The organism is Hyphobacterium sp., from assembly GCF_965217055.1.
In the GTDB taxonomy this organism is placed as follows: domain Bacteria; phylum Pseudomonadota; class Alphaproteobacteria; order Caulobacterales; family Maricaulaceae; genus Hyphobacterium.
The window spans coordinates 2,530,014-2,552,398 of sequence record NZ_OZ244227.1; the positions used below are offsets into that span (position 1 = coordinate 2,530,014).

At 61.3% G+C, this 22,385-nt stretch carries 26 protein-coding genes; 15 read left to right on the forward strand and 11 right to left on the reverse strand.

Features of this window, described 5'->3' with window-relative positions:
* Positions 1-67: 67 nt before the first annotated feature.
* From ACOOFN_RS12680 to ACOOFN_RS12690, 3 genes are all read left to right on the forward strand, one after another.
* Positions 68-1,018, forward strand: a complete 951-nt coding sequence (locus ACOOFN_RS12680; protein ID WP_420432038.1) for a hypothetical protein — start codon at positions 68-70, stop codon at positions 1,016-1,018.
* Between the two features lie 95 nt (positions 1,019-1,113).
* Positions 1,114-1,830, forward strand: coding sequence for a hypothetical protein (locus ACOOFN_RS12685; RefSeq protein WP_420432040.1), 717 nt, complete (start codon positions 1,114-1,116; stop codon positions 1,828-1,830).
* A gap of 36 nt (positions 1,831-1,866) precedes the next feature.
* Positions 1,867-2,304, forward strand: a complete 438-nt coding sequence (locus ACOOFN_RS12690; protein WP_420432042.1) for a DUF1489 family protein — start codon at positions 1,867-1,869, stop codon at positions 2,302-2,304.
* Positions 2,305-2,306: 2 nt separating this feature from the next.
* Here ACOOFN_RS12690 and panC read toward each other — a convergent pair whose 3' ends face one another.
* Complete coding sequence (gene panC, locus ACOOFN_RS12695) at positions 2,307-3,173, reverse strand: pantoate--beta-alanine ligase (protein WP_420432044.1); 867 nt, start codon at positions 3,171-3,173, stop codon at positions 2,307-2,309.
* Between the two features lie 63 nt (positions 3,174-3,236).
* Between panC and ACOOFN_RS12700 the strand changes: the two genes are divergently transcribed.
* The 3 genes from ACOOFN_RS12700 to ACOOFN_RS12710 all read left to right on the forward strand — a co-directional run bounded on the left by ACOOFN_RS12700 (position 3,237) and on the right by ACOOFN_RS12710 (position 5,198).
* Positions 3,237-3,785 (forward strand): hypothetical protein, encoded by a 549-nt coding sequence (locus ACOOFN_RS12700; RefSeq protein ID WP_420432046.1) that lies wholly within the window; start codon positions 3,237-3,239, stop codon positions 3,783-3,785.
* An 88-nt stretch (positions 3,786-3,873) separates the two neighbouring features.
* Positions 3,874-4,755 carry a division plane positioning ATPase MipZ gene (locus tag ACOOFN_RS12705; RefSeq protein ID WP_420432048.1) on the forward strand — a complete coding sequence of 294 codons (882 nt, stop codon included), beginning with the start codon at positions 3,874-3,876 and terminating at the stop codon, positions 4,753-4,755.
* On the forward strand, positions 4,755-5,198 hold the full coding sequence (locus ACOOFN_RS12710; protein WP_420432050.1) for a J domain-containing protein: 444 nt from the start codon (positions 4,755-4,757) through the stop codon (positions 5,196-5,198). The genes ACOOFN_RS12705 and ACOOFN_RS12710 overlap by 1 nt, the downstream gene beginning before the upstream one ends.
* On the opposite strand, the gene ACOOFN_RS12715 is transcribed toward ACOOFN_RS12710, so the two are convergent.
* Together ACOOFN_RS12715 and ACOOFN_RS12720 are read right to left on the reverse strand one after the other, a co-directional pair.
* Positions 5,195-6,466 (reverse strand): D-alanyl-D-alanine carboxypeptidase family protein, encoded by a 1,272-nt coding sequence (locus tag ACOOFN_RS12715; RefSeq protein ID WP_420432052.1) that lies wholly within the window; start codon positions 6,464-6,466, stop codon positions 5,195-5,197. The genes ACOOFN_RS12710 and ACOOFN_RS12715 overlap by 4 nt on opposite strands.
* 111 nt (positions 6,467-6,577) lie before the next feature.
* Positions 6,578-6,832, reverse strand: coding sequence for a hypothetical protein (locus ACOOFN_RS12720; RefSeq protein WP_420432054.1), 255 nt, complete (start codon positions 6,830-6,832; stop codon positions 6,578-6,580).
* Between ACOOFN_RS12720 and ACOOFN_RS12725 the strand changes: the two genes are divergently transcribed.
* The 3 genes from ACOOFN_RS12725 (at position 6,831) to clpA (ending at position 10,170) form a co-directional block, all read left to right on the forward strand.
* Entirely contained in the window at positions 6,831-7,271 is a 441-nt protein-coding gene (locus ACOOFN_RS12725; RefSeq protein WP_420432056.1) for a phasin family protein, read from the forward strand. The genes ACOOFN_RS12720 and ACOOFN_RS12725 overlap by 2 nt on opposite strands.
* Positions 7,272-7,515: 244 nt before the next feature.
* Positions 7,516-7,845: an ATP-dependent Clp protease adapter ClpS gene (gene clpS, locus ACOOFN_RS12730; RefSeq protein ID WP_420432058.1), complete on the forward strand. Its 330-nt coding sequence runs from the start codon at positions 7,516-7,518 to the stop codon at positions 7,843-7,845.
* 3 nt (positions 7,846-7,848) lie between these two features.
* Positions 7,849-10,170, forward strand: a complete 2,322-nt coding sequence (gene clpA, locus ACOOFN_RS12735) for an ATP-dependent Clp protease ATP-binding subunit ClpA (RefSeq protein ID WP_420432060.1) — start codon at positions 7,849-7,851, stop codon at positions 10,168-10,170.
* Between the two features lie 6 nt (positions 10,171-10,176).
* Here clpA and ACOOFN_RS12740 read toward each other — a convergent pair whose 3' ends face one another.
* Entirely contained in the window at positions 10,177-11,277 is a 1,101-nt protein-coding gene (locus ACOOFN_RS12740) for a helix-turn-helix domain-containing protein (protein WP_420432062.1), read from the reverse strand.
* Between the two features lie 168 nt (positions 11,278-11,445).
* Here ACOOFN_RS12740 and ACOOFN_RS12745 point away from each other — a divergent pair, with 168 nt between their 5' ends.
* Positions 11,446-12,267: a DUF2306 domain-containing protein gene (locus ACOOFN_RS12745; protein ID WP_420432063.1), complete on the forward strand. Its 822-nt coding sequence runs from the start codon at positions 11,446-11,448 to the stop codon at positions 12,265-12,267.
* Here the strand turns inward: ACOOFN_RS12745 and ACOOFN_RS12750 are convergent.
* Together ACOOFN_RS12750 and ACOOFN_RS12755 are read right to left on the reverse strand one after the other, a co-directional pair.
* Positions 12,264-12,695 (reverse strand): HIT family protein, encoded by a 432-nt coding sequence (locus tag ACOOFN_RS12750; protein ID WP_420432065.1) that lies wholly within the window; start codon positions 12,693-12,695, stop codon positions 12,264-12,266. The genes ACOOFN_RS12745 and ACOOFN_RS12750 overlap by 4 nt on opposite strands.
* A gap of 40 nt (positions 12,696-12,735) precedes the next feature.
* Complete coding sequence (locus tag ACOOFN_RS12755; protein ID WP_420432067.1) at positions 12,736-13,881, reverse strand: GNAT family N-acetyltransferase; 1,146 nt, start codon at positions 13,879-13,881, stop codon at positions 12,736-12,738.
* Positions 13,882-14,045: 164 nt separating this feature from the next.
* Between ACOOFN_RS12755 and ACOOFN_RS12760 the strand changes: the two genes are divergently transcribed.
* Positions 14,046-14,789: an SDR family NAD(P)-dependent oxidoreductase gene (locus ACOOFN_RS12760; protein ID WP_420432069.1), complete on the forward strand. Its 744-nt coding sequence runs from the start codon at positions 14,046-14,048 to the stop codon at positions 14,787-14,789.
* A complete protein-coding gene (locus ACOOFN_RS12765) occupies positions 14,786-15,406 on the forward strand; it encodes a Pr6Pr family membrane protein (protein ID WP_420432071.1) in 621 nt (206 codons plus the stop codon). Before ACOOFN_RS12760 ends, ACOOFN_RS12765 begins: the two co-directional genes overlap by 4 nt.
* On the opposite strand, the gene ACOOFN_RS12770 is transcribed toward ACOOFN_RS12765, so the two are convergent.
* Complete coding sequence (locus ACOOFN_RS12770; protein WP_420432073.1) at positions 15,403-15,864, reverse strand: RidA family protein; 462 nt, start codon at positions 15,862-15,864, stop codon at positions 15,403-15,405. The genes ACOOFN_RS12765 and ACOOFN_RS12770 overlap by 4 nt on opposite strands.
* A 118-nt stretch (positions 15,865-15,982) precedes the next feature.
* On the opposite strand from ACOOFN_RS12770, the gene ACOOFN_RS12775 reads away from it, so the two are divergent.
* Positions 15,983-16,867, forward strand: a complete 885-nt coding sequence (locus ACOOFN_RS12775; RefSeq protein WP_420432075.1) for a serine aminopeptidase domain-containing protein — start codon at positions 15,983-15,985, stop codon at positions 16,865-16,867.
* On the opposite strand, the gene ACOOFN_RS12780 is transcribed toward ACOOFN_RS12775, so the two are convergent.
* Complete coding sequence (locus ACOOFN_RS12780; protein ID WP_420432077.1) at positions 16,836-18,101, reverse strand: DNA polymerase IV; 1,266 nt, start codon at positions 18,099-18,101, stop codon at positions 16,836-16,838. The genes ACOOFN_RS12775 and ACOOFN_RS12780 overlap by 32 nt on opposite strands.
* The gene (locus tag ACOOFN_RS12785) at positions 18,098-19,000 is read right to left on the reverse strand and encodes an ROK family protein (protein WP_420432079.1); all 903 of its coding nucleotides are present in this window, start codon (positions 18,998-19,000) and stop codon (positions 18,098-18,100) included. The genes ACOOFN_RS12780 and ACOOFN_RS12785 overlap by 4 nt, the downstream gene beginning before the upstream one ends.
* Positions 19,001-19,182: 182 nt before the next feature.
* Between ACOOFN_RS12785 and ACOOFN_RS12790 the strand changes: the two genes are divergently transcribed.
* Both ACOOFN_RS12790 and ACOOFN_RS12795 read left to right on the forward strand, forming a co-directional pair.
* Positions 19,183-19,560, forward strand: a complete 378-nt coding sequence (locus tag ACOOFN_RS12790; RefSeq protein WP_420432081.1) for a response regulator — start codon at positions 19,183-19,185, stop codon at positions 19,558-19,560.
* Complete coding sequence (locus tag ACOOFN_RS12795; protein ID WP_420432083.1) at positions 19,557-20,933, forward strand: PleD family two-component system response regulator; 1,377 nt, start codon at positions 19,557-19,559, stop codon at positions 20,931-20,933. Before ACOOFN_RS12790 ends, ACOOFN_RS12795 begins: the two co-directional genes overlap by 4 nt.
* A 19-nt stretch (positions 20,934-20,952) precedes the next feature.
* On the opposite strand, the gene rpmG is transcribed toward ACOOFN_RS12795, so the two are convergent.
* Together rpmG and ACOOFN_RS12805 are read right to left on the reverse strand one after the other, a co-directional pair.
* Positions 20,953-21,120 (reverse strand): 50S ribosomal protein L33, encoded by a 168-nt coding sequence (gene rpmG, locus ACOOFN_RS12800; protein ID WP_420432085.1) that lies wholly within the window; start codon positions 21,118-21,120, stop codon positions 20,953-20,955.
* Between the two features lie 72 nt (positions 21,121-21,192).
* Complete coding sequence (locus ACOOFN_RS12805) at positions 21,193-22,383, reverse strand: MFS transporter (RefSeq protein WP_420432087.1); 1,191 nt, start codon at positions 22,381-22,383, stop codon at positions 21,193-21,195.
* Positions 22,384-22,385: the final 2 nt, after the last annotated feature.

Sequence of the window (22,385 nt, forward strand, 5' to 3'; positions counted from 1 at the left end):
CGCTCTTCGTTTCAGTGCAATCTGGCCCGAAACTTGCTCGCCCTGCACGCGAAACGTGGAGGTGGCCATGAACGGCACAGGCGAAACCGGCAAGCCGGAAAAAATTGTCACGGAATGGAGCAGTGATGCCCGTTCCGGCTTTCGCAAGAAAGTCGTCGTGGGACGGCACGATCTCCATCAGAGGCCGGAGTTTTCCGACGAAGCGCTCGCGGCGCTGATCGAACGGCATCCGCGCGACCTCACGGATTTCTGTACCATGGGCGACCTCACCGACGGCGCTGACAGCTGGCGGGCTGGTGATCCGGGTGATCTGTCTGGCCTAGAATTGCTCGAAGCAGTGCGCGCCGGGAAACTCTGGATCAATCTGCGCGAGGCAATGATGGTCGATGCGGTCTACCGACCGTTGTTCGACCGCATGCTGGCCGACATGAAAGCCAACAATCCGGGTTACCGGGTGCTGAATGTCGAAAGCGGCATCCTGATTTCCTCGCCGACGGCGCAGGTCTTCATTCATTCCGACGTTTCGGAAACCATTCTCTGGCATGTGTGCGGCAAAAAGCGGATCCGCATCTACCCGACCGCTGCGCCCTATGTCACTGACCGGCACATGGAAGCGATACTGCACAAAGAACAGACCGAGGATCTGCCATTCGAACCGGCTTGGGACAATGAATGCGAAGCGGTGGACCTGGAGCCGGGCATGTTCACCTCCTGGCCGCTGCACGGACCGCACCGTGTGCAAAATCTGTCAGGCATGAATGTGTCGATCACGATGGAATTGGTAACGCCGGAATCGATGCTCAAGAATGGCGTGCTGCACGCGAATGGCGTGCTGCGCCGGCGGTTCGGCATGGATCCGAAATCGACCGCCGCGAGCGGCCCAGGTGCCTATTTGAAGCTGGCATTCTCGAAAATGGCGAAAAAGCTGTGGCGGCACAGCAAGCCGCTGCCAAAGAGCGAAACAACGTTCGAGATCGACGGTGCGTCGCCGACGGGTTTCCGCGACAAGGCCGCATAGCCAGCCTGTCCAAGCTGTAACTTGCCAGGCCTGCCTGCCTGGCCTTTGCTGGTCCTGCTGGGGGGCATCGACCGGGCTAAGGGATCCTTACTTTGATGACAATTCTGCAAGCGGCCGCCATGGCGGCGCTGATGGCATCCGCAGTTCACGCGGACAATTTATCCTATCCGGAACCTCTCGCTGACGCGTTGGCCATGACCTATGAAACGCCGGAGGACGCGCACTGGCGGTTCGTGGTCGACATAACAGCTGCCGACCAGACGCTGAGCGCCCGTTTCGATGGCAGCCGGCCCGACGGCGAGGACTGGACCCTGATCAGCCCCACCGACCCCGCGACGCTGAATGACGAGCTGTCAGAGATTTGGGTGGACATGAATACACCGAACGAGGCCGAACCGGCAGAAGGCGATTCTTCGATCGGCAGGGGCGGATTATTCTTCGACGCCGAGTCCGCCCTCATGGTGGACGGCGAGGTGCGGCCACTGGGGTCTGGTCGCTATGCCTTTGCGCCAAATCTCGACCCGGGATCGGACGAGGACGATCTGATGCAGGAGCATCTTTCCGGTGAATTGTCATTGGCTGATGCCGGCCATGTCGGTGAGATCCGGATTTTCGCGCCGGAGAGCTTCAAACCCAATGCCGCCGCCCGGATCCATACCTTCGAGATGGTCATGACCTTCGATCGTCAGGATGGTCTGCCGGCACCGATCATGACGTCACTCTCGACGCATGTGGAGGTCAGTGCGCTGTTCCAGCGACATCAGCAACGCATGGCCATGCGATTTTCCGATGTGGAGTATGTGGAGCCCTGACTTGGCGTCAGGCCGGAGTCGGCCTAGCTCGTAGGCATGACGGTGCATCTGGTCAAACTCTGCGTTGGCGTTGATACGATCGATGATCTCGAGCGCCACCGTGCCCGCGTGAAAGCGGCAGCGGACCAGCGCGGGGAAACCTGGCAGTCGACGCATGTCACGCGCATGTCTCCCAAGCGCGCCGAGGAGATTCTCGATGGCGGCAGTCTTTACTGGGTCATCAAGCGCGTCATCCAGGTCCGGCAGCGGATTATCGACCTTCGCGAAGTCGTCGGCGATGACGGGATCAAGCGGTGCGCTATCGTCATGGACAACGAGCTGATCCGCACCGCGCCGGCGATGCGGCGACCGTTTCAGGGATGGCGTTATCTCAAGCCGGAAGACGCTCCCGCGGATTTGTCGGATCCGGCCGCCGGTGGCGCCGATCTGCCGGCCGAATTGCGCCGCAAGCTGCTCGAAATCGGGGCCTGGTAGGGCTAGCCGACCGCCAGATTGTCGATGAGGCGCGTCTTGCCGAGCCAGACAGCTGCAAGGACGCGCGCCGGACGATCGACGGGGCCAGCCGGCAGCGGCGCCAGCGTCGCTGCACACCGCGCTTCGATGTAGTCGACGCGGTCGAAGGCGCTCGCCGCTTTCGCAAGCGCCTTTCCCTGAGCCGTCTCCCAGTCGGTGCCATTGGCCAGATCCCTGGCAAAACCGGTCAGGATTTCATGCAGACCGGCGGCAATCTCGCGTTCCTTCGTCGACAGGTAGGCATTGCGGGAGGACAGGGCGAGACCGTCGCGTTCGCGCAGCGTCGGGCCCGGTATAATCGATATCGGCAGGTCGAGATCGCGGACCATCTGTTTTATGACCAGCAATTGCTGATAGTCCTTCTCGCCGAACACGGCGAGATCAGGCTGGACGCGGTTGAACAGCTTCGCGACGACGATCGCCACCCCTGCGAAGAAATGCGGCCGGAAGTCGGTTTCCAGCCCTTGCGCGGCGCCTCCGAGCTTCAGCTCGGTAGCAAATCCGTCCGGATACAAGTCCGAGGCGAGCGGTGCGTAGAGCATGTCACAGTCGGCATTCGCCAGTTTCGCGGCATCGTCGCGGAGTGTTCGCGGGTAGGCATCGAAATCCTCGTGTGGCGCAAATTGAGCCGGATTGACGAAGATGCTCGCGACGACCCTGCTGCCACGCTCCTGTGCCAGCTTGATTAGCGAGAGATGGCCTTCATGAAGCGCCCCCATTGTCGGTACGAAACCGACACGCTGCCCATCGCGCTGCCATCCACGGATTTTTTTGCGGAGTTGGTCGAGATCTGCCGTCGTGGCGATGGGAAGGGAAGAAAGATCGCTCATCCGCGCCGGATAATGCGGCTTCGCGCTGGACGCAAGCGGTGCGACTCGCACTAGGTTCTAAAAATGATCCGTATCGCCACAATTCTGTTTCTCGGCATCGGCCTTGCGGGCTGTGTCACGACCCGCGAAGAGGCACCCGCCGCCTTACCTGTGGCAGCCACGCCAGCTGCTGCGATCGCAGCGCACCTGGCCCAGGAACTGGACTACCGCGCCCGCCATGATCCGGCTGCGCTGGACTCGGTCGATGCCGAGATGCGGGCGCTCGCCCTTCGCATGGCCGCACCGCCTGAACCCGACCCCGAGCCCGAACCATTGGCGCCTGACCCTGACGGCGGTGTCAGCCTAATGCACGCTGTGCATCTGGCCTCGTATCGGGAGGAAGCCCACGCCGCGGCGGGCTGGCGCACACTCCAGGAATTGTTTCCGGACTTGCTGGGTGTGCGGCAGGCACGGTTGCAGGAGACCGATCTGGGCTCGCGCGGCGTATTCCTGCGGCTCAAGGCCGGACCGTTCGATTCCGCCGCGGATGCGGCGGATGCCTGTCACGCGATAGAGGAATCCGGCGGCTGGTGCGCAGTGACGGATTTCACAGGGCAGTCCCTGCGGCGGTAACTATTTTCACAAATTTAATCATCGGTTAGCGCTGGCACCCGTCTTGCTCTAGAGTGGGCTTGGGTGAATTACGACATCTGGTGTTTTCATGAATGTATCGACGCGATCCGAACGTCCTGGCCGGTTCAGCTTGGTGCGCCGCAATTCCGGAGCGCACGTCATTGTGGTCGGCAATGAGAAGGGGGGCGCGGGCAAGTCGACGGTCGCAATGCACCTGACTGTTGCGCTGTTGCGGATGCACAAATCCGTTGGAGTCATCGACCTCGATCTTCGCCAACGGTCATTCGGTCGGTATCTTTCCAACCGTCGTCACTGGGTGGATTCCCACGGTGTCGAGCTGCCAATGCCGAAAGAGCGCAGTGTCGCGCCGAGCGGATTGCGCCATCTCGATGAAGCCGAAGCCGAGGAAAATGCCCGCTTCCAGGCCGCCTTCAGCGAGCTGAAGGCAGATTGCGATTTCATAGTTATCGATGCGCCGGGTGCGGATACGCATTATTCGCGCCTCGCCCATGCGCGCGCCGACACCATCGTCACGCCGGTCAATGACAGCTTTATCGATTTCGATCTGCTTGCCGAGATCGACGCGACGACGTTCGAGGTCGGGCGGCCGAGTGTCTATGCCGAACTCGTTTGGGACTGCCGCAAGCGGCGCGCCGGCTCGGACCGGAAAACGATCGACTGGGTGGTCATGCGCAACCGCATGTCGCAACTCGATGCGCGTAACAAGCGCCGGGTGGGCGAGGGGCTCAAGAAGCTGTCGGAGCGGATCGGTTTCCGGCTGGCACCGGGATTTGCCGAGCGCGTGATCTACCGCGAGCTGTTTCCGCTGGGCCTGACGCTGCTCGACCTGACCGAAGACGGTTCGAGCGTGGTGTTCTCGATGAGCCATGTTGCTGCGCGCCAGGAGATGCGCGATCTGCTGACCGTCTTGAAACTTCCGGAATTGACGGGCACTAAACTGCCCTTCTGATGCCTTTTCTGATCCTCGGCTTTGCCGTCCTCATTGTTCTGGTCCTCGCTGCCCGTGCATTCTCCCGGATGAACACAGCAGAAGCGGCGCGCTGGTCGCGTATCCTGCTTGGATTGGCCGCTGCCATTGTTGGTGGTCTGCTGACTTTGCGTGGCTTGGCCATGATCGGCGCGCCTATTGCGACATTCGGTGTGGGGCTGATGGCGATCGGAGCCGGGTTTCGGCCCAAGCCGCGCCGCGGTTCGCAGAATGCCGAAACGCCTGCCCGCCAAATGTCGCGCGCAGAAGCGCTTGATTTGCTCGGACTGACAGGGAATCCGGATGCCGCCGAAATCAACACGGCCTACCGCGCGCTCATGAAGAAAGTGCATCCCGATTCCGGCGGAACGGGCGGGCTGTCGAGACGGCTAACGGAAGCGCGTGACGTCTTGCTAAAAAACTAGCCGCCTGGTGCGACCGCGAAGCATGACTCGTTAACCGCTGCCAGTTGCGCGCAAACGCGCCTGGCATTCGCGGCGTCAACCCCGGTAAAGCGCGCGCGATACAATACGCGGCCATTGGTCGCGAAGCGCGGCGTGGCAAGGGCGGCGTTCGCCAGACGATCGCCGGACATGTCGCGAATGGTTTCCAGCCGCGCCTGTGCTGCTGCGGCATCGGCGTAGGCGCCGACCTGCACGGACCAGCTGCCGGCGTTGGTCCGAGCAACGGTTTCCGGGTTGCGCTCGATTGCCGGTGGAGGGCCCAGATCGTCGGAAATCTCGACGCGCAATGCCGGCAGACTCTCGCCATCGCCCTGGGCCACGGGTTGCGCCAGATCAAGCGAAGCGATGTGAGTGGCCAACAGATCCTGTTCGCGGATCGGATTGAGGCGCGGCGAGAGGGTCTGGGCGGCCATGATCAAGGCTTCCCGATTGTTGAGCGAGCGAAAAGCGGCTTCGAGCAATTGCTCTGCGTGGCTGTCGCGGTAAGCGGCCGTGGGACCGCCCATCACAACGGCGACGAGCGATCTGTCGCCGCGTTGAGCCGTCGTGGCGATGTTAAATCCCGACGCCCGGATGTAGCCGGTTTTCATGCCGTCGACGCCGTCCACCCGCCCGACGAGATTATTGTGCGAACGATAGGTGCGGTTGTTGTAGGTGAAACTGCGCTCGGCGAAATACGGCATGTATTGCGGGAAATCCCTGCGCAGTGCGAGTGTCAGCCTGGCCATGTCGCGGGCGGTTGTGACCTGGCGGGAATTGGGCAGACCCGATGCATTGCGAAATGTCGTGTTGGAAAGGCCGAGTTCGCGCGCCCGCGCCGTCATTTCGACGGCAAAGGCCCGTTCGGTCCCCGCCAATTCCTCGGCGACGATCACCGCCACATCATTCGCACTCTTGATGATGAGGGCGCGGATCGCGGTCTCGACCGACAGCGTGTCGCCGGCCGAAAGGTTGAGGTTGGACGGCTGCTGGCTGGCTGCGATGCGAGATGCCGTCAGCGTATCCGCGAGATCAAGCTCGCCCTGTTCGATCGCTTCAAACAGCAAATAGAGGGTCATCATCTTAGTAAGTGATGCCGGATAACGGCGCGCGTCTGCCAATCGACTGTGCAGGATTTCGCCGGTATTCGAGTCCGCAACGAAGGCGGCATAACGGCGTGTATCAGCGTCAGCTTGCCCATTGAGCAAGGCCGCCAGCGCAACCGCGAGCGCGAAAACCCATCCACGCATGCCAAACATGACCCGGATAGAGCACTGCAACCTCTTGAGGCGGTGTTAAGAGGTCGAAAAAATAATTATTGTGCAGTGCAACATAATTCTTGACGCGGGCGCACACATCCCTCATATAAATGCTGCAACTGCGAACAAACGAGTCGCAACTGAAGAGTTTGATATGACCGAGACCGTCAAGAAACCGGCCGCAAAAGCGGCAAAAACCGACGCCAAGCCGGCCAAGGCCCAAAAGCCTGCTGCCACGAAAGCCTCGGCGAAACCCGCTGCCAAGAAGGCCGCGCCGGTTGCCAAGAAAACAACCAGGAAATCACCGGCCCGCAAGCCGGCGAAAGCCAAATCCTCCCCGAAAAAGGATAAAACCATGACCAAAGCTCAAACCACTGCCGTCAACGAGACGATCGAGAACATCACCGCCGCCGGCAATGAGGCCTTCAAGGAAGGTTTCGAGAAGTCGCTGAAGTCGGTCAACGAGATCAATTCGTTTGCCAAGGACAATGTCGACGCCGTGATCGCTTCCGCGACGGCTGCCGGCAAGAACGCCGAAACGCTGAATGCCAACGCCGTGGCATACGCCAAGACCTCGATGGAATCGGCTGTTGCCGCCACCAAGGCGCTGACCACCGCCAAATCGGTTCAGGACATGATCGAAGTCCAGACTGATTTCGTGAAGTCGTCCATGGACATGTTCCTGGGCGAACTGAACAAGACCACCGACCTTTATGCCGGTGCTGTCAAAGAAGTAGCCAAGCCGATCAATGACCGCTTCGCGGCGTCGGTCGAAATGGTTCAGTCGGCCCGCTAGGACCGACTTCAGGGTAGCGACTTCTCCCCTCAGCTGCCCTGTAAATTTCTCCCCAACTGGCCCGGTGGCTTTCCACCGGGCCTTTTCTTTTGCGCGCTCGTCCCCACTTGGTTGCCGGATTTTAACCGATCGGGTGTCACAATTTCGCTCCACAGCTTAGGGAAGCTGTGCATGACGACGCGAAAGGCCTTCCAAGATCGCAATGCTTGCATATCTAATAGAGCTCTAGCGACGAGCCGAATCGATGAGTGAGCGCCGCGATAAACCCAGCGACCCCGATCGCCAGACCGGTGTCGCGACCCGCACCCGGCCGAAGACGAAAAAACCGTCTTTATACCGGGTGATCATGTTGAACGACGATTTCACGCCGATGGAATTCGTCGTCGAGGTGCTGATGCGCATCTTCAATAAGTCGCCGGAAGAAGCGACGCAGATCATGCTTCATGTGCACCAGAATGGCGTCGGCGTTTGCGGCGTATTCACCTTCGAGATCGCCGAAACGAAGGTGGCGCAGGTGATGGACCTGGCACGGCGCGCGCAGCATCCGCTGCAATGTACGATGGAAAAGGAATAGACGTTGCCCTCATTTTCAACCGCTCTCGAAGACACGCTGCATCGCGCACTCGGTTTCGCGAACGAGCGTGGTCATGAATACGCCACGCTGGAACATCTCCTGCTAGCGCTTGTCGACGACGAGGACGCAGCGGGCGTGATGAATGCGTGTGATCTCGATCTCGGGGAGCTGAAGGCGACACTGACGGCTTTTGTCGATGCCGAGCTGGGCGAGCTGGCCGTCGACGACAATGAGGACGCGAAGCCGACGACCGGCTTCCAGCGCGTCATCCAGCGAGCGGTGATCCACGTCCAGAATGCCGGCCGGGAAGAGGTAACCGGTGCCAATGTGCTGGTCGCGATCTTTGCCGAACGTGAAAGCCATGCCGCGCATTTCCTCGCGGAGCGTGACATGACCCGCTATGACGCGGTGAATTATATATCGCACGGGATCGCCAAGCGGCCGGGCGAGGGTGAGGCACGGCCGGTGCGCGGTGCCATCGAAGAGGAAGACGAAGAGGAAAAGGACAGCGATGCGCTGTCAGCCTATTGCGTCGACCTCAACGCCAAGGCGCGTGAAGGTGGTGTCGATCCGCTGATCGGCCGGGAATCCGAGGTGGAGCGCTGCGTCCAGGTGCTGTGCCGCCGTCGCAAGAACAATCCGTTGCTGGTTGGCGATCCGGGTGTCGGCAAGACTGCCATCGCCGAAGGCCTGGCCCGCAAGATCATCGAGAAAGACGTTCCCGAAGTCCTGCAGGACGCTACGATCTATTCGCTCGATATGGGCTCGCTGCTCGCCGGGACCCGCTATCGCGGTGATTTCGAGGAGCGCGTGAAACAGGTGGTGAAGGAGCTCGAAGACAAGGAAGGCGCGATCCTCTTCATCGACGAGATTCACACTGTGATCGGTGCCGGCGCGACATCGGGCGGCGCGATGGATGCGTCCAACCTGCTGAAACCGGCGCTGCAATCGGGTGGACTGCGTTGCATGGGTTCGACGACCTACAAGGAGTTCCGGCAGCATTTCGAGAAGGATCGCGCGCTGGCGCGACGCTTCCAGAAAATCGATGTGGTCGAGCCGGGCAAGGACGACACCGTAAAAATCCTGATGGGTCTGAAGCCGCATTTCGAGAAATTCCACGATGTGCGCTTCACGAACGATGCAGTGAAAACGGCGGTCGACCTGTCGACCCGCTACATCACCGATCGCAAGCTGCCGGACAAGGCTATCGACGTGATCGACGAGGCCGGCGCGCGCATGCGGCTGCAGCCGGTATCGAAACGCAAGAAGACGATCGGCGTGCGCGAGGTCGAAACCGTTATCGCCAAGATGGCGCGCGTGCCCGAAAAATCGGTGTCGAAGGATGACGAGACAGCGCTGAAGTCACTGCCGTCGGATCTGCGCCATGTCGTGTTCGGCCAGGACGAGGCCATCGAGAAGCTGTCCTCGGCGATCAAACTGGCTCGCGCAGGCTTGCGCGAACCGGAGAAGCCGATCGGCAATTATCTGTTCTCGGGTCCGACCGGTGTCGGCAAGACCGAAGTCGCCAAGCAGCTGGCCTCGATCCTCGGGGTCGAACTGCTGCGCTTCGACATGTCGGAGTACATGGAACGGCACACGGTTTCGCGGTTGATCGGCGCGCCGCCGGGATATGTCGGTCACGACCAGGGCGGTCTCCTGACCGATGCCGTCGACCAGCACCGGCATGCCGTGCTGTTGCTCGACGAGATCGAGAAGGCGCATCCCGATCTGTTCAACATTCTGTTGCAGGTGATGGATCATGGCAGCCTGACTGATGCCAATGGCAAGACCGTCGACTTCCGCAATGTTGTGCTGATCATGACCACGAACGCCGGGGCTGCCGATGCCGCCAAGGAAGCCATCGGCTTTGGCCGTGACAAGCGGGAAGGGGAGGACCAGGCGGCGATCGAGAAGCTGTTCACGCCGGAATTCCGTAACCGCCTCGACGCGATCATTCCTTTTGCCGGCCTGTCGCAGCCGATCGTTGCACGCGTGGTGCAGAAATTCGTACTGCAGCTGGAAGCCCAGCTGGCCGACCGTGGCGTGACTTTCGAGCTAAGCGACGAAGCCACAGAATGGCTGGCAACGCGCGGCTATGACACCAAATTCGGCGCGCGGCCGCTGGCCCGCGTGATCCAGGAGCACATCAAGAAACCATTGGCTGACGAGATTCTGTTCGGCCAGCTCAAGAATGGTGGCCTGGTGAAAGTCGATGTCGATGCAGCCGATCCAGACCGGCTCGATTTCGAGATCACGCCCGGCGACCGGATCAAACCGAAGTCGAAGGGTGGCGGGAAAAAGAAGGCCAAGGAGCCCGTGCGCTAAACGCAGTTATTCCGCAAAAACCTGACGTGCATCAAGGCCGTCACCGGATCCGGTGGCGGCCTTTTGCTGTTCGCGATACTGACGCGGCGTCAGGCCGGTTGCCTCCTTGAAGGCGCGGTTGAACGGGCCCAGCGAAGCAAAACCGCTGTCGAGTGCGACATTCAGAATGCCACGCGAAGCCATGACCGGGTCCCGCAAAAGAGACTGTGCGTGTTCTATCCGGAAGCGGTTGATGAAGCGGTTGAAATTGGGTTGGCCGAGACCGGCCACAATGGCGCGGGAAACCTTGTAGTCCTTCTCGCCCAGCATTCCGGCAAGCGTGGACACTTTCAGGTCGGGATCGAGATAGGCCCCCTCCGTCACGACGGCTTGAGCGCGCCGCGCCAGCGCGTGTTCGTCGGCCGTTGCGGGCGGCGCCTTTCGGGCGGATCCTGCAGGCAGCGGATGCTTTTGACGATGGAATAGCGCGATGCTGGTGCAGCCCATGATCGCGATGGCGCAGAGGCCCTGAATGGCGGTTGTTATTTCGGGTGAAAGGAACTCCAGCCGGCCGTGATCAAACAACAGGACGCAGATCCCGACGCCAGCGCCGAAGGCGGACAGGAAGACATAGCGGATTCGCTTCTCGGCTTCCGAAATGCCCGACCAGCCATTCAGTCCTTCGCCGAAAGCGAGCACAAGCGCGGCCGAGCTGAACAGTGTTTGCAGCCCGTCGAGGCGGGTCATCCAGCTTGTCAGCGTGGCTTCGCCCATGAGATTGCCGAGGCCGGTGACCAGGGCGAATTGATCGAAGACCGTGGGCAGAAAGATGCCGGCCAGGATCGCAATTTCGGGAGGGCCCAGAACCGCGCGGTGCCGGAATAATTCGCGCGAGGTCAGCCAGAAGAAAGAACAGGATGCGCAACTGGCGATCGCAAGGGCCGGGTAGGCGGCACCGAGGGCTGGCCGCCCGGCGATCTCGATAACCATGACGGCGACGAGGCCGATGCAGAAGATTGCCCAGACGATGTTGAGGCGGGAGAAGTCGCGGCGCAACCCGATCCAGGCGACCCAACCGGCGGCCATCGCTATCGCGAGGCCTTTCAATGTCACGCCGAATTCAAGCACGCCGCTATTCCCTCATTCGTCTGCTACCATCCACCCGGCAATTGCTTGTATGCAAGCCGGCCGTGATTTTCCAGCCGATTTGCAAATCGGCGAGCCTGCCGATGGCCTTTGGGTTTTCCTTTCAAGTGCCATGCCGGTCAGGGCAGGCGATACAAGAAAGGATATCACATGCCGGTCGATCATGTCGCTGCGCCGCGCGCCGCGGTGCCCTCCCCCCAAGCCATTCTCAAATCCACCGGACTGCTCTGGTTTCTCGCGGCGGTCATCGGCCAGTGGCTTTTCGCCTATTATGTCATTGCCGCTTATGCGCCCGAGACTCTCAGCGGCCAGTGGGCACGCTGGGACGAAACCGGGCTGATCCAGGGCTTCACTGCTGGCGATTTGGTCGGCAATCTCGCTTTCATCTCCCACACATTGCTGACCTTCGTGATCTGCGTTGGCGGCACGCTTCAGCTGATGCCGCCGGTGCGCAAGCGTTTCCCGACATTGCACCGCTGGACGGGGCGGACCTATCTGACGATCGGCGCGGTTATGGCCATTGGCGGCATCTGGATGATCTGGGGCCGCGGCTCGCGGCTGACCGAGATCGGCGGTTGGGGCACCACGATCAACGGCCTGATGGCATTGGTGACGATCTGCATTGCCTTCTATTTTGCCAGGCGCCGGGAAATCGACCGCCACCGGCGCTGGGCTATGCGGACCTTTATCCTGTTGAGCGGCGTCTGGTTCACGCGCCTTGGCTATATGGCGTGGGCGATACTGACGGGCGGGGCAGGGATGAGCCGGACACTCGATGGTCCGTTCGACGCCTTCATCGCCTTTGGAAGCTATCTCCTGCCGCTGGCTGTGCTCGAGCTTTACCTGTTCGCTTCGGACAGGCGTTCGGGCGGTTTGAAGCTGGCGACGTCAGCGGTCATGTTGGCCGCCGCCGGCATCACGGCACTAGGCGTATTCGGGGCCTGGACGGTGATGTGGAGCCCGCATGTCTAGATGAGCGCGGCGCGAATTCGTTCCGCTTGCGACTTGAGTTCGTCGGTGTCGGCCTGACCGTCTCCGTGTCGTCCCAGCGACTTATCAGCCCAGCGCGGAATGATGTGGAAATGGATATGGAAGACGGTCTGGCCTGCCGGTGCCCCATTGAACTGGGTGACGACAAGCCCGTCGGGTTGGAGCGCGGTCTCCACCGCGCGGGCCAGCCGTTGAACTCGCTGGATCGCAGCGGAAGCGGTTTCGGGCGAGAGATCGAGCAAATTGCGCGCCGGCTCGCGCGGCACGACCAGACAATGTCCGGGTGACTGCGGGAAGATATCCATGAACGCGATGACCACATCGTCTTCGAAAATCTTGATGGCCGGGGCTTCGCCTCGCAGGATTTTCGCGAAAACATTCTGATCGTCGTAATCGCCGGTGAGGCTCATGTTCGGGCTCCGTGAATAGCTGGGCGGACTGATCAATACTTCACGGCGACGCCTTGAAAGGCAATTCAGCCTGCTGTGCCTCTATATCGGCCAGTACCGCGCGGCGTTCGTAGTCGAGATAGTCTGCAACCGCCTGCCGGAAGTTTCCGTCGGGAATGTGGTGCACGGAATGCACGGGCCGGGGACGATAGCCCCGCGCCAACTTGTGTTCGCCCTGGGCGCCAGCCTCGACGCGCGACAGGCCATGCGCGATCGCGAAATCGATGGCGCGGTGATAGCAAAGCTCGAAATGCAGGAAGGGGCTTTCAGCGAGCCGTCCCCAATAGCGGCCATAAAGCGCATCCGATCCGATAAAGTTGAGTGCTGCCGCAAAATAGCGTCCGTCGCGCTTGGCCATCGCCATGTAGACCCGGTCCGCCATTGCCCGGTGGATGCGGTCAAAGAAGTCGCGATTGAGATAGGGCTGGCCCCATTTGCGGCTGCCGGTGTCCTGGTAGCAGGCGAAGAACACGTCCCAGTGTTCCGGGCGGAGATCATCACCTGTTAGGCCGACAATCTCGATCCCGTCATTGGCTGCTGCGCGCTCCTTTTTCAGCGCCTTGCGTTTGCGTGAAGACAGCGCAGTGAGAAAATCGTCATAGGTCCGATAGCCCTCATTTTCCCAGATATATTGCCGGTCGACGCGGTGAAGCAGGCCGAGCCGGTCCGCGGTCTCCCGATCGGGAGCCGCCGGGAAATTCATTGACCAGACCGACAGTCCGTTGGTTTCGGCAAGCTGCATGGCGCCGAGCGCCAGGGCTTCGCGGATGTCCGCTTGGGGTGCCAGAAGGCGGCGTCCGGTGGCGGGCGTGAAGGGAATAGCCGACAGGAGTTTGGGATAATATCGACCGCCGGCGCGCTCAAAGGCATCTGCCCAGGCATGGTCAAACACGTATTCGCCATATGAATGTGCTTTCGCATAAGCCGGCAGGGCACCGCGCAGCGTGCCGTCAGCAGCCGTGGCCACCAGGTGAGCAGGTTGCCAGCCGGTTTTGGTCGTGGCGCACCCACTGGCTTCCAGCGCGTGCAGGAAGTCCCAGGACAGGAAGGGATCGAAGCTTTCGCCCGCCGGATTGGCGACAGCGTCCCAGGCGGGCTTGTCCACCTCGGTCAGGCTGGCAATGGAGCGCAGAGAAAGCCCGGTCATCGCTGTTGGAGATAGGCGTTACGCGCAGCCAGGGGAAGATGGCAATCAACCGCTTGTCAGTGTGCGGGCGCCCTGATCGCGATTGCGGCTGCAGTTTCGCGTTTCGGGCGCGATGACAAGCGCACCGAAAATAGTCAAACTCGGCGAAATCCGGGAGGGAATAGATGAGCAACAGATTCGAGGGAAAGGTGGCGCTGGTCACAGGTGGCTCGCGCGGAATTGGCGCGGCAATATGCCGTCGGCTTGCCGCTGAAGGGGCCGACGTCGTGTTGACCTATGGCGGTTCGAAGGACAAGGCCGAAGCCGTCGCCGAGGAAATTCGCGCCATGGGCCGGAAGTCGGAAGCACTGCATTGTGATGCGAGCGAGCGCGGCGCGACGGCGGCCCTGATTGCCGATGTTGCTGCGCGCTATGGCCAACTGGACGTGCTGGTCAACAATGCCGGCGTTTATCCTTTGACCTCACTTGCTAAATGTTCCGACGAGGTCTGGGACCAGATGCTGGCGATCAATCTGACCGCGGTCTTCGAAGGGTTGCGTGCGGCCTACAGGGTGATGTCGCCCGGCGGATCCATCGTCACGATCGGTTCAGTCGCCGGGGATGCCGCGCAGATGCCCGGCGTTGGTGTCTATTCGTCGTCGAAAGCCGGTGTCGAACTGATCACCAGGGCTGCGGGCCGCGAATTCGGCCGCAAGGGCATTCGCGCCAACGTCGTCCAGCCGGGGCCGATCGACACGGACATGAATCCGGCCGATGGCCAAAATGCAGATTTGCAGAAGATGATGGTGCCGCTGGGCCGTTATGGCGAAGCCGAGGAAGTCGCTGCCGCGGTGGCATTTCTGGCCAGCGAGGACGCGTCATACATAAACGGCACCACGCTGAAAGCTTGCGGAGGTATGACCGCATGAGCCGCGGCATCCGTGCGGCGATTGCGTTTACAGCGCTGGCCGCCGTCATCATCCAGTATTTCACCTTCGTTGCCGGCGCCGAAATCGGGATTGCCGGCGCCAGCATCCGGTATTTCAGCTATTTTACCGTCCTGACCAATTCGCTGGTCGCTGTCGGCTGGGGACTTAATGCGCTTCGCCCGGACAGTGCGCCGGGTCGGTTTTTTGCGCGCGATGATGTGCGAACAGCGGTGACAAGCTACATCGTGCTGGTCGGCGTGGTGTATCACCTCCTGCTGTCGGCAGACCATCATCCGCAAGGCATTCAATGGTTCGCGAATCTGTTGCTGCACTATGTGGTGCCAGCTGCCGTGCTGCTCGAATGGCTGCTCGGGTCGCCGCAGCGGACAGCGCGTTATTCGCAAGCTCTGGTGTGGCAGATCTACCCGATCGCCTATACCGCTTATTCGCTGATCAAGGGCGCGGTGACCGGGTTCTATCCCTATCCGTTTCTCGATGTGAATACGCTGGGATATTCCGGCGTGGCCTACCAGCTGGCGATCATGATCGTTGCCTTCACGTTGACCAGCCTGGCCTTCATCGCGATTGGCAGAATGCACGCGCGGCTGGCGCGCTAGGCCATTTCGAAGATCGCGTCGACCTCGACCGCGGCGCCGAGCGGCAGGGCCGGGCAGGAGACGGCTGACCGGGCATGGCGCCCGGCTTCGCCGAAAGCCTCCACCATGAGGTCGGAGGCGCCATTGATGACTTTCGGGATGGCCGCGAATTCCGGTGTTGCACAAACGAAGCCTCCAAGCTTCACGACGCGGACGAGACGCGACAGGTCCCCGTCGAGCGCGGCTTTGAGTTGGGCGATCAGGTTGAGCCCACACAAGCGGGCGGCGGCCTGGCCCTGTTCGACGTTCATGGATTCGCCAAGGCGTCCTTTCACGAGACCATCGGGTCCGAGGGAGATTTGCCCGGAAACGAAGATTTGCTGGCCGCTCCGGACGTAGGGCACGTAGTTGGCAACAGGTGCGGCCGCCTCCGGCAGGGTCAAGCCAAGATCGGCAAGGCGTTTTTCGGCATCGGACATTGTCAGTCTCCCTTGCTGCACTTCACTCCTACACCGTCAGTGCGGTCAGGCAAGCCGCTTGACTTGACGCGAAGGTTATCCGGCATGCTTGCACGCACTTGCTGATCCGGAGCCCGGAATGACGGTGCATGAAGAACCTGTGATCGTGACCGCCGCCGACGGTTTTCAACTGTCGGCGTCAGCTTTCTGGCCGGATCGTCCGAAGGCCAGCGTGCTCCTGAGTTCGGGCACGGGCTTTCCGAAAGAATTCTATGCGCGACTGGCGCAAGCCGGGGCCGAGCGCGGGTATGCGGTGCTGACCTATGATTACCGCGGCATTGCCGGTTCGGTGCCGGAGACCGGGCTCAGGGGCTTCGAGGCCGACATGCTGGACTGGGGACGCCTTGACATGACGGCGGCCGGCGAATTCGCAATGGCTATGGCGCCAGGTCAGCCCTTGTTCACGCTGGGCCACAGTGTCGGGGGGCATCTGATCGGGTTTTCACCGATCGGCAAACTGGCCGCCGGACATGCTTTCATCAATGTCGGTTCGGGGTATTGGGGCAAATCGGCGTGGCACTACATGCCCCTCGCGCTGTTTTTCTGGATGATCTACGGCCCGGCCTGTCTGGCTGTGAAGGGCTATATTCCCGGCGGCGGGCTATGGGGTGGTACGGCCCTGCCGCGCAAGGCCTTCATGCTTTGGCGCAGCTGGTGTCTGAAGCCGGGCTATTTCGGTGATGTGCTGAATCAGCTCGGACCACAGCATTTTGCGGAGATCGACGGACCGATCCATTCCTGGGGTGCGAATGACGACCCGATCGCCAATCGCCGGACCACGCCGGATATCCTGCGGCTTTATTCGTCCGCTTCACGCGAAGCGACGTGGCTGGAGCCAAAGGAATTCGGGCTGAAAACGATTGGCCACCAGGGGCTAATGAGCCGTCGCTGTGCGGGAATCTGGCCGCAAATCTACGACTGGTTTGACATGCTCATCGAGAGGTCCGCAACGCGCGCCCCTTGATCACCGCGTCCTCGCCGAAGCGGGCGCGGGCCTTGTCCATGGCTCGTTCGGCGGCAGCCCTTTTGGGGGCATCGGGATCGAGCAGGTCACGCGGGTCGGATTCGCCGTCGACGAGGTTGGAAATGCCAATGCCGATGAGACGGAATTTGCGGCCGTCGGCTTCTTTCTCGAGCAATTCACGACCGACCCGGAACAACGTGTCCGCGAGTTGGGCGGGCTTGCTCAGCGTCCGTCTCCGCGTGATGATCTTGAACGCCGCGGTTCGCAGCTTGAGCGTCACGACATGGCCTGACACGGCCTTGGCCTTGGCCATATCGGCGACCCGAACGCATTGCCGCCAGAGGCGTTTTTCAAGCTCTGCGGGCGCGGCGATGTCGTCGAAGAAGGTGGTTTCCGAGGAAACGCTCTTGCGGCTTCGGTCCGGCGTGACGGTGCGGTAGTCCTCGCCCCGGGCGAGCCGCGCCAATCGGTATCCGCCATCGCCATAGCGTTCAGCCATGGTCTTTTCACCGCGCGCCAGAACGTCGTCGAGGGTGCGGATGCCGTCCTTTTCGAGGCGGGCGGCAAATACGGGCCCGACACCGTAAACGGCGCGGGTCGACTGACGGCGCAGGAATCCCGGCGCATCGCCGCGGCCCAGAATGAAGAAACCGTTTGGTTTATCCTGATCGGACGCGGTCTTCGCGAGAAACTTATTGTACGCAAGCCCCACGGAAACAGTGATGCCGACCTCTTCGTGAATCCGGCGTTGCAGCCGGAGCAGAGTCAGGGCCGGTGCGGCGTGATGCAGGCGCTCGGTTCCGGTCAGGTCCAGAAAGGCCTCGTCGATCGACAGCGGTTCTACGGCGGGCGTGATGTCGCGCATCATTTCGCGGATGCGCTTTCCTTCCTCGGCATAGAGCGACATGCGCGGTTTCAGGACAATGGCGTCGGGGCAGGCCTTCAGCGCCTTGAACATCGGCATGGCAGACTTCACGCCATAGAGCCGCGCGACATAGCAGGCCGTCGAGACCACGCCGCGGCGGCCTCCGCCAATGATCACCGGCTTGTCCTCGAGCGCGGGATCGTCGCGCTTCTCGATGGCCGCATAAAAGGCATCGCAGTCGATGTGGGCAATCGACAGTTCATTGATCTCCGGGTGGCGCAGCAACCGATGCTGTCCGCATTCAGCGCAGCTGTCCGCGTCCGTCGCCGGTGCCAGGCACGCGCGGCAATATCCGGGACCGGCGGTCATTCGAGCGGCCAAAGCCAGGCGGCGCCGCGCACGCCGGAGCTGTCCCCGTGCACGTTGGGCCTCACCCGCGTGGTCATCGCGTCGGAAAAAACATGGCCGGCGAGGCGTGTCTCGACGCGCTCCGCCAGCTCCGGGATGTTCGACAAACCGCCGCCGAGCACAATGATTTCCGGATCGACAATGTTGATCACCGTGGCGAGCCCGCGTGCCAACCGCGTTTCGAACCGGTCGATTGTCCCGCGCGCGGCCTGATCCCCGGCTTCCGCATCGGCAACGATTGCCTCGGCGGCGAGGTCGGCTCCGGTGGCACGCCGGTGATCGGCGCTGATGGCCGGTCCCGAAATCCAGCTCTCAAGGCAGCCGCGAAGGCCGCACTTGCAGGCGGGCCCGGGCACTTCATCCGGTGCCGGCCAGGGCAGGGCGGTATGCCCCCATTCGCCGCCCAGGCGGCTGCCACCCTCCCAAAGTTCGCCGTTGATCACGATTCCGCCCCCGACGCCGGTGCCGATGATGACGCCAAACACGCTGCCGGCATCCCGTCCGGCGCCATCGCGTGCCTCGGACAGCGCAAAGCAGTTGGCGTCATTGGCGCAACGGACCGGCCGGCCAATGGCGTGTTCAATATCGGTGTTGAGTGCATGACCGTTGAGTTCGGTGGAGTTTGCGTTGCGCATGAGGCCGGTGCGTGGATTGAGCGATCCTGGATGCCCGACACCGACCGGGAGCGAATCACTGCCGCAGGACCGGCCAGCCTTTTCCACGAGTCCGGCGATGAGCCGGATCTTGTCCGAATAGGCGATAGGTGTCGGCGCACGCTCGGAAAAGCGTGTCTGGCCTGACGGATCGACCACTGCGACTTCTGTTTTGGTGCCGCCCAAATCGATGCCGATCCGCTGCATGCTTCCGTATCCTGTCCGGTTATGATTATCTTCCTGTTCTTATCTTGTTCCGAAAAGGGAGAAAAGTTCGCCGGCGACTCATCCTTGATTAAGGAACATCTGGCTTAATGTGAGCGGGGTGAAACAGAGGATGCGTCAAGCGCATCTGAAAACGGGAATGCGGCGGCGTCATGCTTCAAGTCATGCCCAAGAAGGTTCTCATCGTCGAGGACAATGAGCTCAATATGAAGCTCTTTTCCGATCTGCTCGAAGCCCACGGCTACGAGACGGTCGGCACGGATAATGGCCTGAACGCACTTGATCTCGCCCGCCAACACGCTCCCGATCTCATTCTCATGGATATTCAGTTACCCGAAGTATCGGGCCTGGAGGTCACGAAATGGCTGAAGGATGATGATGAGCTTTCGCCGATCCCAGTAATTGCTGTAACGGCCTTTGCCATGAAGGGTGACGAGGAACGCATCCGCCAGGGCGGGTGTGAAGCCTACATGTCGAAGCCGATCACGGTCTCGGTCTTCATCGAGACCATCCGGCGATTTCTCGGTGAGGAGGCAGCATGAGCGCGCGGGTACTCGTCGTTGATGATCAGGAGCCCAATGTCCGACTGCTCGAGGCAAAGCTGAAGGCCGAGTATTTCGAGGTCGTGACGGCGTTCAGCGGCCAGGCAGCAATCGAGAAGGCCATCTCCGAGCAACCGGATGTGATCCTGCTCGATGTCATGATGCCCGGAATGGACGGATTCGAGACGTGCCGCCGGCTGAAGGCGGATCGCCGGACGCGCCATATTCCGGTCATCAATGTCACGGCGCTCGACCAGCCCGAAGACCGGGTTCGCGGACTGGAAGCAGGCGCGGACGATTTCCTCACAAAGCCGGTCGACAATCTGCCGCTGTTTGCGCGGATCCGATCGCTGCTGCGCCTCAAGGAATTGCTTGATGAGCTGCGGCTGCGCGAGGAAAACGCCGAGGAACGCGGCTTGTCTGTTGCGACCGACGACCCGGAATTGCTCGACAGTGCCCGCGTGCTGATCATCGCGGGAGAGGAAAGGGTCATTCGCCACATCTCGGCGAAGCTTCCGGACACAATCAAGGTTGATAGCGAGATTGCACCCGAATTGGCGGTGCGCCGCACGACCGACGGGTATGATCTCGTGCTCGTTGATCTGACGACGCGCGCCTATGATGCATTGCGGACGTGCGCGCGCATCCGGTCAAACAGCGAAACCCGGACGCTGCCGATCATTGCCATTGTTGACCCGGACGAAGTCGCGCGTTCCGTGCGGGCGCTCGATCTCGGCGTGAACGACATCGTCAACCGGCCCATTGACCGGGGCGAACTGAATGCCCGCCTGCGCACGCAACTGCGGCGCAAGCGGTACGCCGATACATTGCGCGAGCGGCTTGAGGACAGCCTCGAAATGGCCGTCACTGATCCGCTCACCGAGTTGTCCAACCGGCGGTATATTTCCTCACGCCTGCAACAGGCGGCGCTCATGGTTTCCGGCGGCGAAATGCAGGCTTCGGTGATGATCGCGGACCTCGATCACTTCAAGCGGGTGAATGACACCTACGGCCACGAAGCCGGCGATGCAGTCCTTGTGGAATTTGCGGAGCGGCTGCGCAATCAACTGAGAGCCATCGACCTGGCCGGCCGTTTCGGCGGTGAAGAATTTGTCGTGCTCATGCCCGAAGCAGATCTCGACGATGCGCGGATCGGTGCGGAACGCCTGCGAGCGGCAATCTATGACACGCCGTTCCGTTTGCCAGAAGACGGCGGTGAGCTGGATGTCACGGTATCGATCGGGGTTGCCCAGATCTTGCCGGGCGAGGACGTCGAGGCGGTCATGCGCAGGGCAGACATCGCGCTCTATCGCGCGAAGGCAGCAGGACGAAACAAGGTGGTGGTCGAAGACAAGGCCGAACGGGCGGCCTGAAGACCCGAGCCGTCAATGGCTACTTGATCTTGCCTTCTTTGAATTCGACGTGCTTCTTGGCGACCGGGTCGTATTTCCGGGCCACCATTTTTTCAGTCATGGTGCGAGCGTTTTTCTTGGTCACATAGAAATAGCCGGTTCCCGCCGTCGAGTTGAGGCGGATCTTGATGGTTGTCGGCTTGGCCATGACGAATTTCCCTAATGCACATGACGACCCGACGGACCGATCCGTCGAGCGAGGCGCGGAACATACTCAAGGCTATCTGCCTGTCAACTGCCGCGTCCGCGTAAAATGCCGCACAGCAAGGAAAATGAGATAGGTGAGCGCCAACCCGCTCGTCACCATCAACAAGCCGTAGGGATCATAGGCATCCATAGCGCCACCGCCCACGGCAGGCCCCATCAGAGACCCCACACCATAAGCCATGACGAAGGCAGCATTTGCCGCTGCCATGCGGCCCCCGTCGAAACGTTCACCGATGATTGCGAGGCCCAGCGTGTAAAGGCCTGTAGCCGTACCGACATAGACAAACATCACAGCGTATATCGCCATGGCATTAGCGCCGGCCATGAAGATTAAACCCGGCCCGATGACACAGGCGAGCGTGGCGATAATGGCGACCCGAAGACGGCCGATCGCATCGGCCAGCCGCCCGAGCGGCGCTTGCAGGGCAATTCCGCCGAGTGCCCCCGCCGCCATCATGAAACCGATTGACGTGTCGATGAGGCCGATGCGTTCGCCATAGACCGGGAACAGGGCGAAGAAGATAGTCTCCGTGGCCCCGAACAGCAGACCTGCACCGATCGCTGCCGGCGCCAGCCCCGCAGCACGAATCATTGCGGCCAGGCTCGACGATTCGTGATCGGGCCGCTCGATTCCGGGACCGCGCAACAACATGATCGGAACCGAACCGCCGGCGAAAAGCAGAAATGCTGCCATCCAGGGCGTCCACCCGGTCGATCCGAAGGCCGCGAGCAGCAGGCCGCCCGTGCCCATTCCAGCCGCCAGCGCCGTGGCATAAAGGCCGAGTATGGTGGCGCGCTTTTCCGGCGGTGCAATCTGGTTGATCCAGGTCTCGGAAGCCACGAACACGATGGTGATGGCAAACCCCATCGCAAAGCGAAGGACGAACCATAGCCAGACCACCGGAAACAGCGGGAAGAGCGGCACGGTGAGGCCGGTCATGACCAGGCTGGCAACGATAAGTGTGCGCCCGTTTACGTGCGCCATGAGGCGCGGAATGAAGGGTGTGGCGAGGATGGTCGACAGTGCTGCCGCCGCGCCATTGAGCCCGACGATGACGCCTGAACCGGTCATGGTTTCGAGATTGAGTGCCATGACCGGCATCAGCAGCGTGAATCCACAGCCGCATAGCGTGGCACAAAGGATCGCCGAAATGAGCGAGCGCAAGCGGCCGTATTGCGGCGAAATCAACCAGGTCGCGAACATGA

Excerpts from the sequence above, each read along its gene's own strand:
- ACOOFN_RS12680 (WP_420432038.1), top strand. The coding sequence starts at position 68 with ATGAACGGCACAGGCGAAACCGGCAAGCCGGAAAAAATTGTCACGGAA.
- ACOOFN_RS12685 (WP_420432040.1), top strand. The coding sequence starts at position 1,114 with ATGACAATTCTGCAAGCGGCCGCCATGGCGGCGCTGATGGCATCCGCA.
- ACOOFN_RS12690 (WP_420432042.1), top strand. The coding sequence starts at position 1,867 with ATGACGGTGCATCTGGTCAAACTCTGCGTTGGCGTTGATACGATCGAT.
- panC (WP_420432044.1), bottom strand. The coding sequence starts at position 3,173 with ATGAGCGATCTTTCTTCCCTTCCCATCGCCACGACGGCAGATCTCGAC.
- ACOOFN_RS12700 (WP_420432046.1), top strand. The coding sequence starts at position 3,237 with ATGATCCGTATCGCCACAATTCTGTTTCTCGGCATCGGCCTTGCGGGC.
- ACOOFN_RS12705 (WP_420432048.1), top strand. The coding sequence starts at position 3,874 with ATGAATGTATCGACGCGATCCGAACGTCCTGGCCGGTTCAGCTTGGTG.
- ACOOFN_RS12710 (WP_420432050.1), top strand. The coding sequence starts at position 4,755 with ATGCCTTTTCTGATCCTCGGCTTTGCCGTCCTCATTGTTCTGGTCCTC.
- ACOOFN_RS12715 (WP_420432052.1), bottom strand. The coding sequence starts at position 6,466 with ATGCGTGGATGGGTTTTCGCGCTCGCGGTTGCGCTGGCGGCCTTGCTC.
- ACOOFN_RS12725 (WP_420432056.1), top strand. The coding sequence starts at position 6,831 with ATGACCAAAGCTCAAACCACTGCCGTCAACGAGACGATCGAGAACATC.
- ACOOFN_RS12720 (WP_420432054.1), bottom strand. The coding sequence starts at position 6,832 with ATGGTTTTATCCTTTTTCGGGGAGGATTTGGCTTTCGCCGGCTTGCGG.
- clpS (WP_420432058.1), top strand. The coding sequence starts at position 7,516 with ATGAGTGAGCGCCGCGATAAACCCAGCGACCCCGATCGCCAGACCGGT.
- ACOOFN_RS12745 (WP_420432063.1), top strand. The coding sequence starts at position 11,446 with ATGCCGGTCGATCATGTCGCTGCGCCGCGCGCCGCGGTGCCCTCCCCC.
- ACOOFN_RS12750 (WP_420432065.1), bottom strand. The coding sequence starts at position 12,695 with ATGAGCCTCACCGGCGATTACGACGATCAGAATGTTTTCGCGAAAATC.
- ACOOFN_RS12755 (WP_420432067.1), bottom strand. The coding sequence starts at position 13,881 with ATGACCGGGCTTTCTCTGCGCTCCATTGCCAGCCTGACCGAGGTGGAC.
- ACOOFN_RS12760 (WP_420432069.1), top strand. The coding sequence starts at position 14,046 with ATGAGCAACAGATTCGAGGGAAAGGTGGCGCTGGTCACAGGTGGCTCG.
- ACOOFN_RS12765 (WP_420432071.1), top strand. The coding sequence starts at position 14,786 with ATGAGCCGCGGCATCCGTGCGGCGATTGCGTTTACAGCGCTGGCCGCC.
- ACOOFN_RS12770 (WP_420432073.1), bottom strand. The coding sequence starts at position 15,864 with ATGTCCGATGCCGAAAAACGCCTTGCCGATCTTGGCTTGACCCTGCCG.
- ACOOFN_RS12775 (WP_420432075.1), top strand. The coding sequence starts at position 15,983 with ATGACGGTGCATGAAGAACCTGTGATCGTGACCGCCGCCGACGGTTTT.
- ACOOFN_RS12780 (WP_420432077.1), bottom strand. The coding sequence starts at position 18,101 with ATGACCGCCGGTCCCGGATATTGCCGCGCGTGCCTGGCACCGGCGACG.
- ACOOFN_RS12785 (WP_420432079.1), bottom strand. The coding sequence starts at position 19,000 with ATGCAGCGGATCGGCATCGATTTGGGCGGCACCAAAACAGAAGTCGCA.
- ACOOFN_RS12790 (WP_420432081.1), top strand. The coding sequence starts at position 19,183 with ATGCCCAAGAAGGTTCTCATCGTCGAGGACAATGAGCTCAATATGAAG.
- ACOOFN_RS12795 (WP_420432083.1), top strand. The coding sequence starts at position 19,557 with ATGAGCGCGCGGGTACTCGTCGTTGATGATCAGGAGCCCAATGTCCGA.
- rpmG (WP_420432085.1), bottom strand. The coding sequence starts at position 21,120 with ATGGCCAAGCCGACAACCATCAAGATCCGCCTCAACTCGACGGCGGGA.
- ACOOFN_RS12805 (WP_420432087.1), bottom strand. The coding sequence starts at position 22,383 with ATGTTCGCGACCTGGTTGATTTCGCCGCAATACGGCCGCTTGCGCTCG.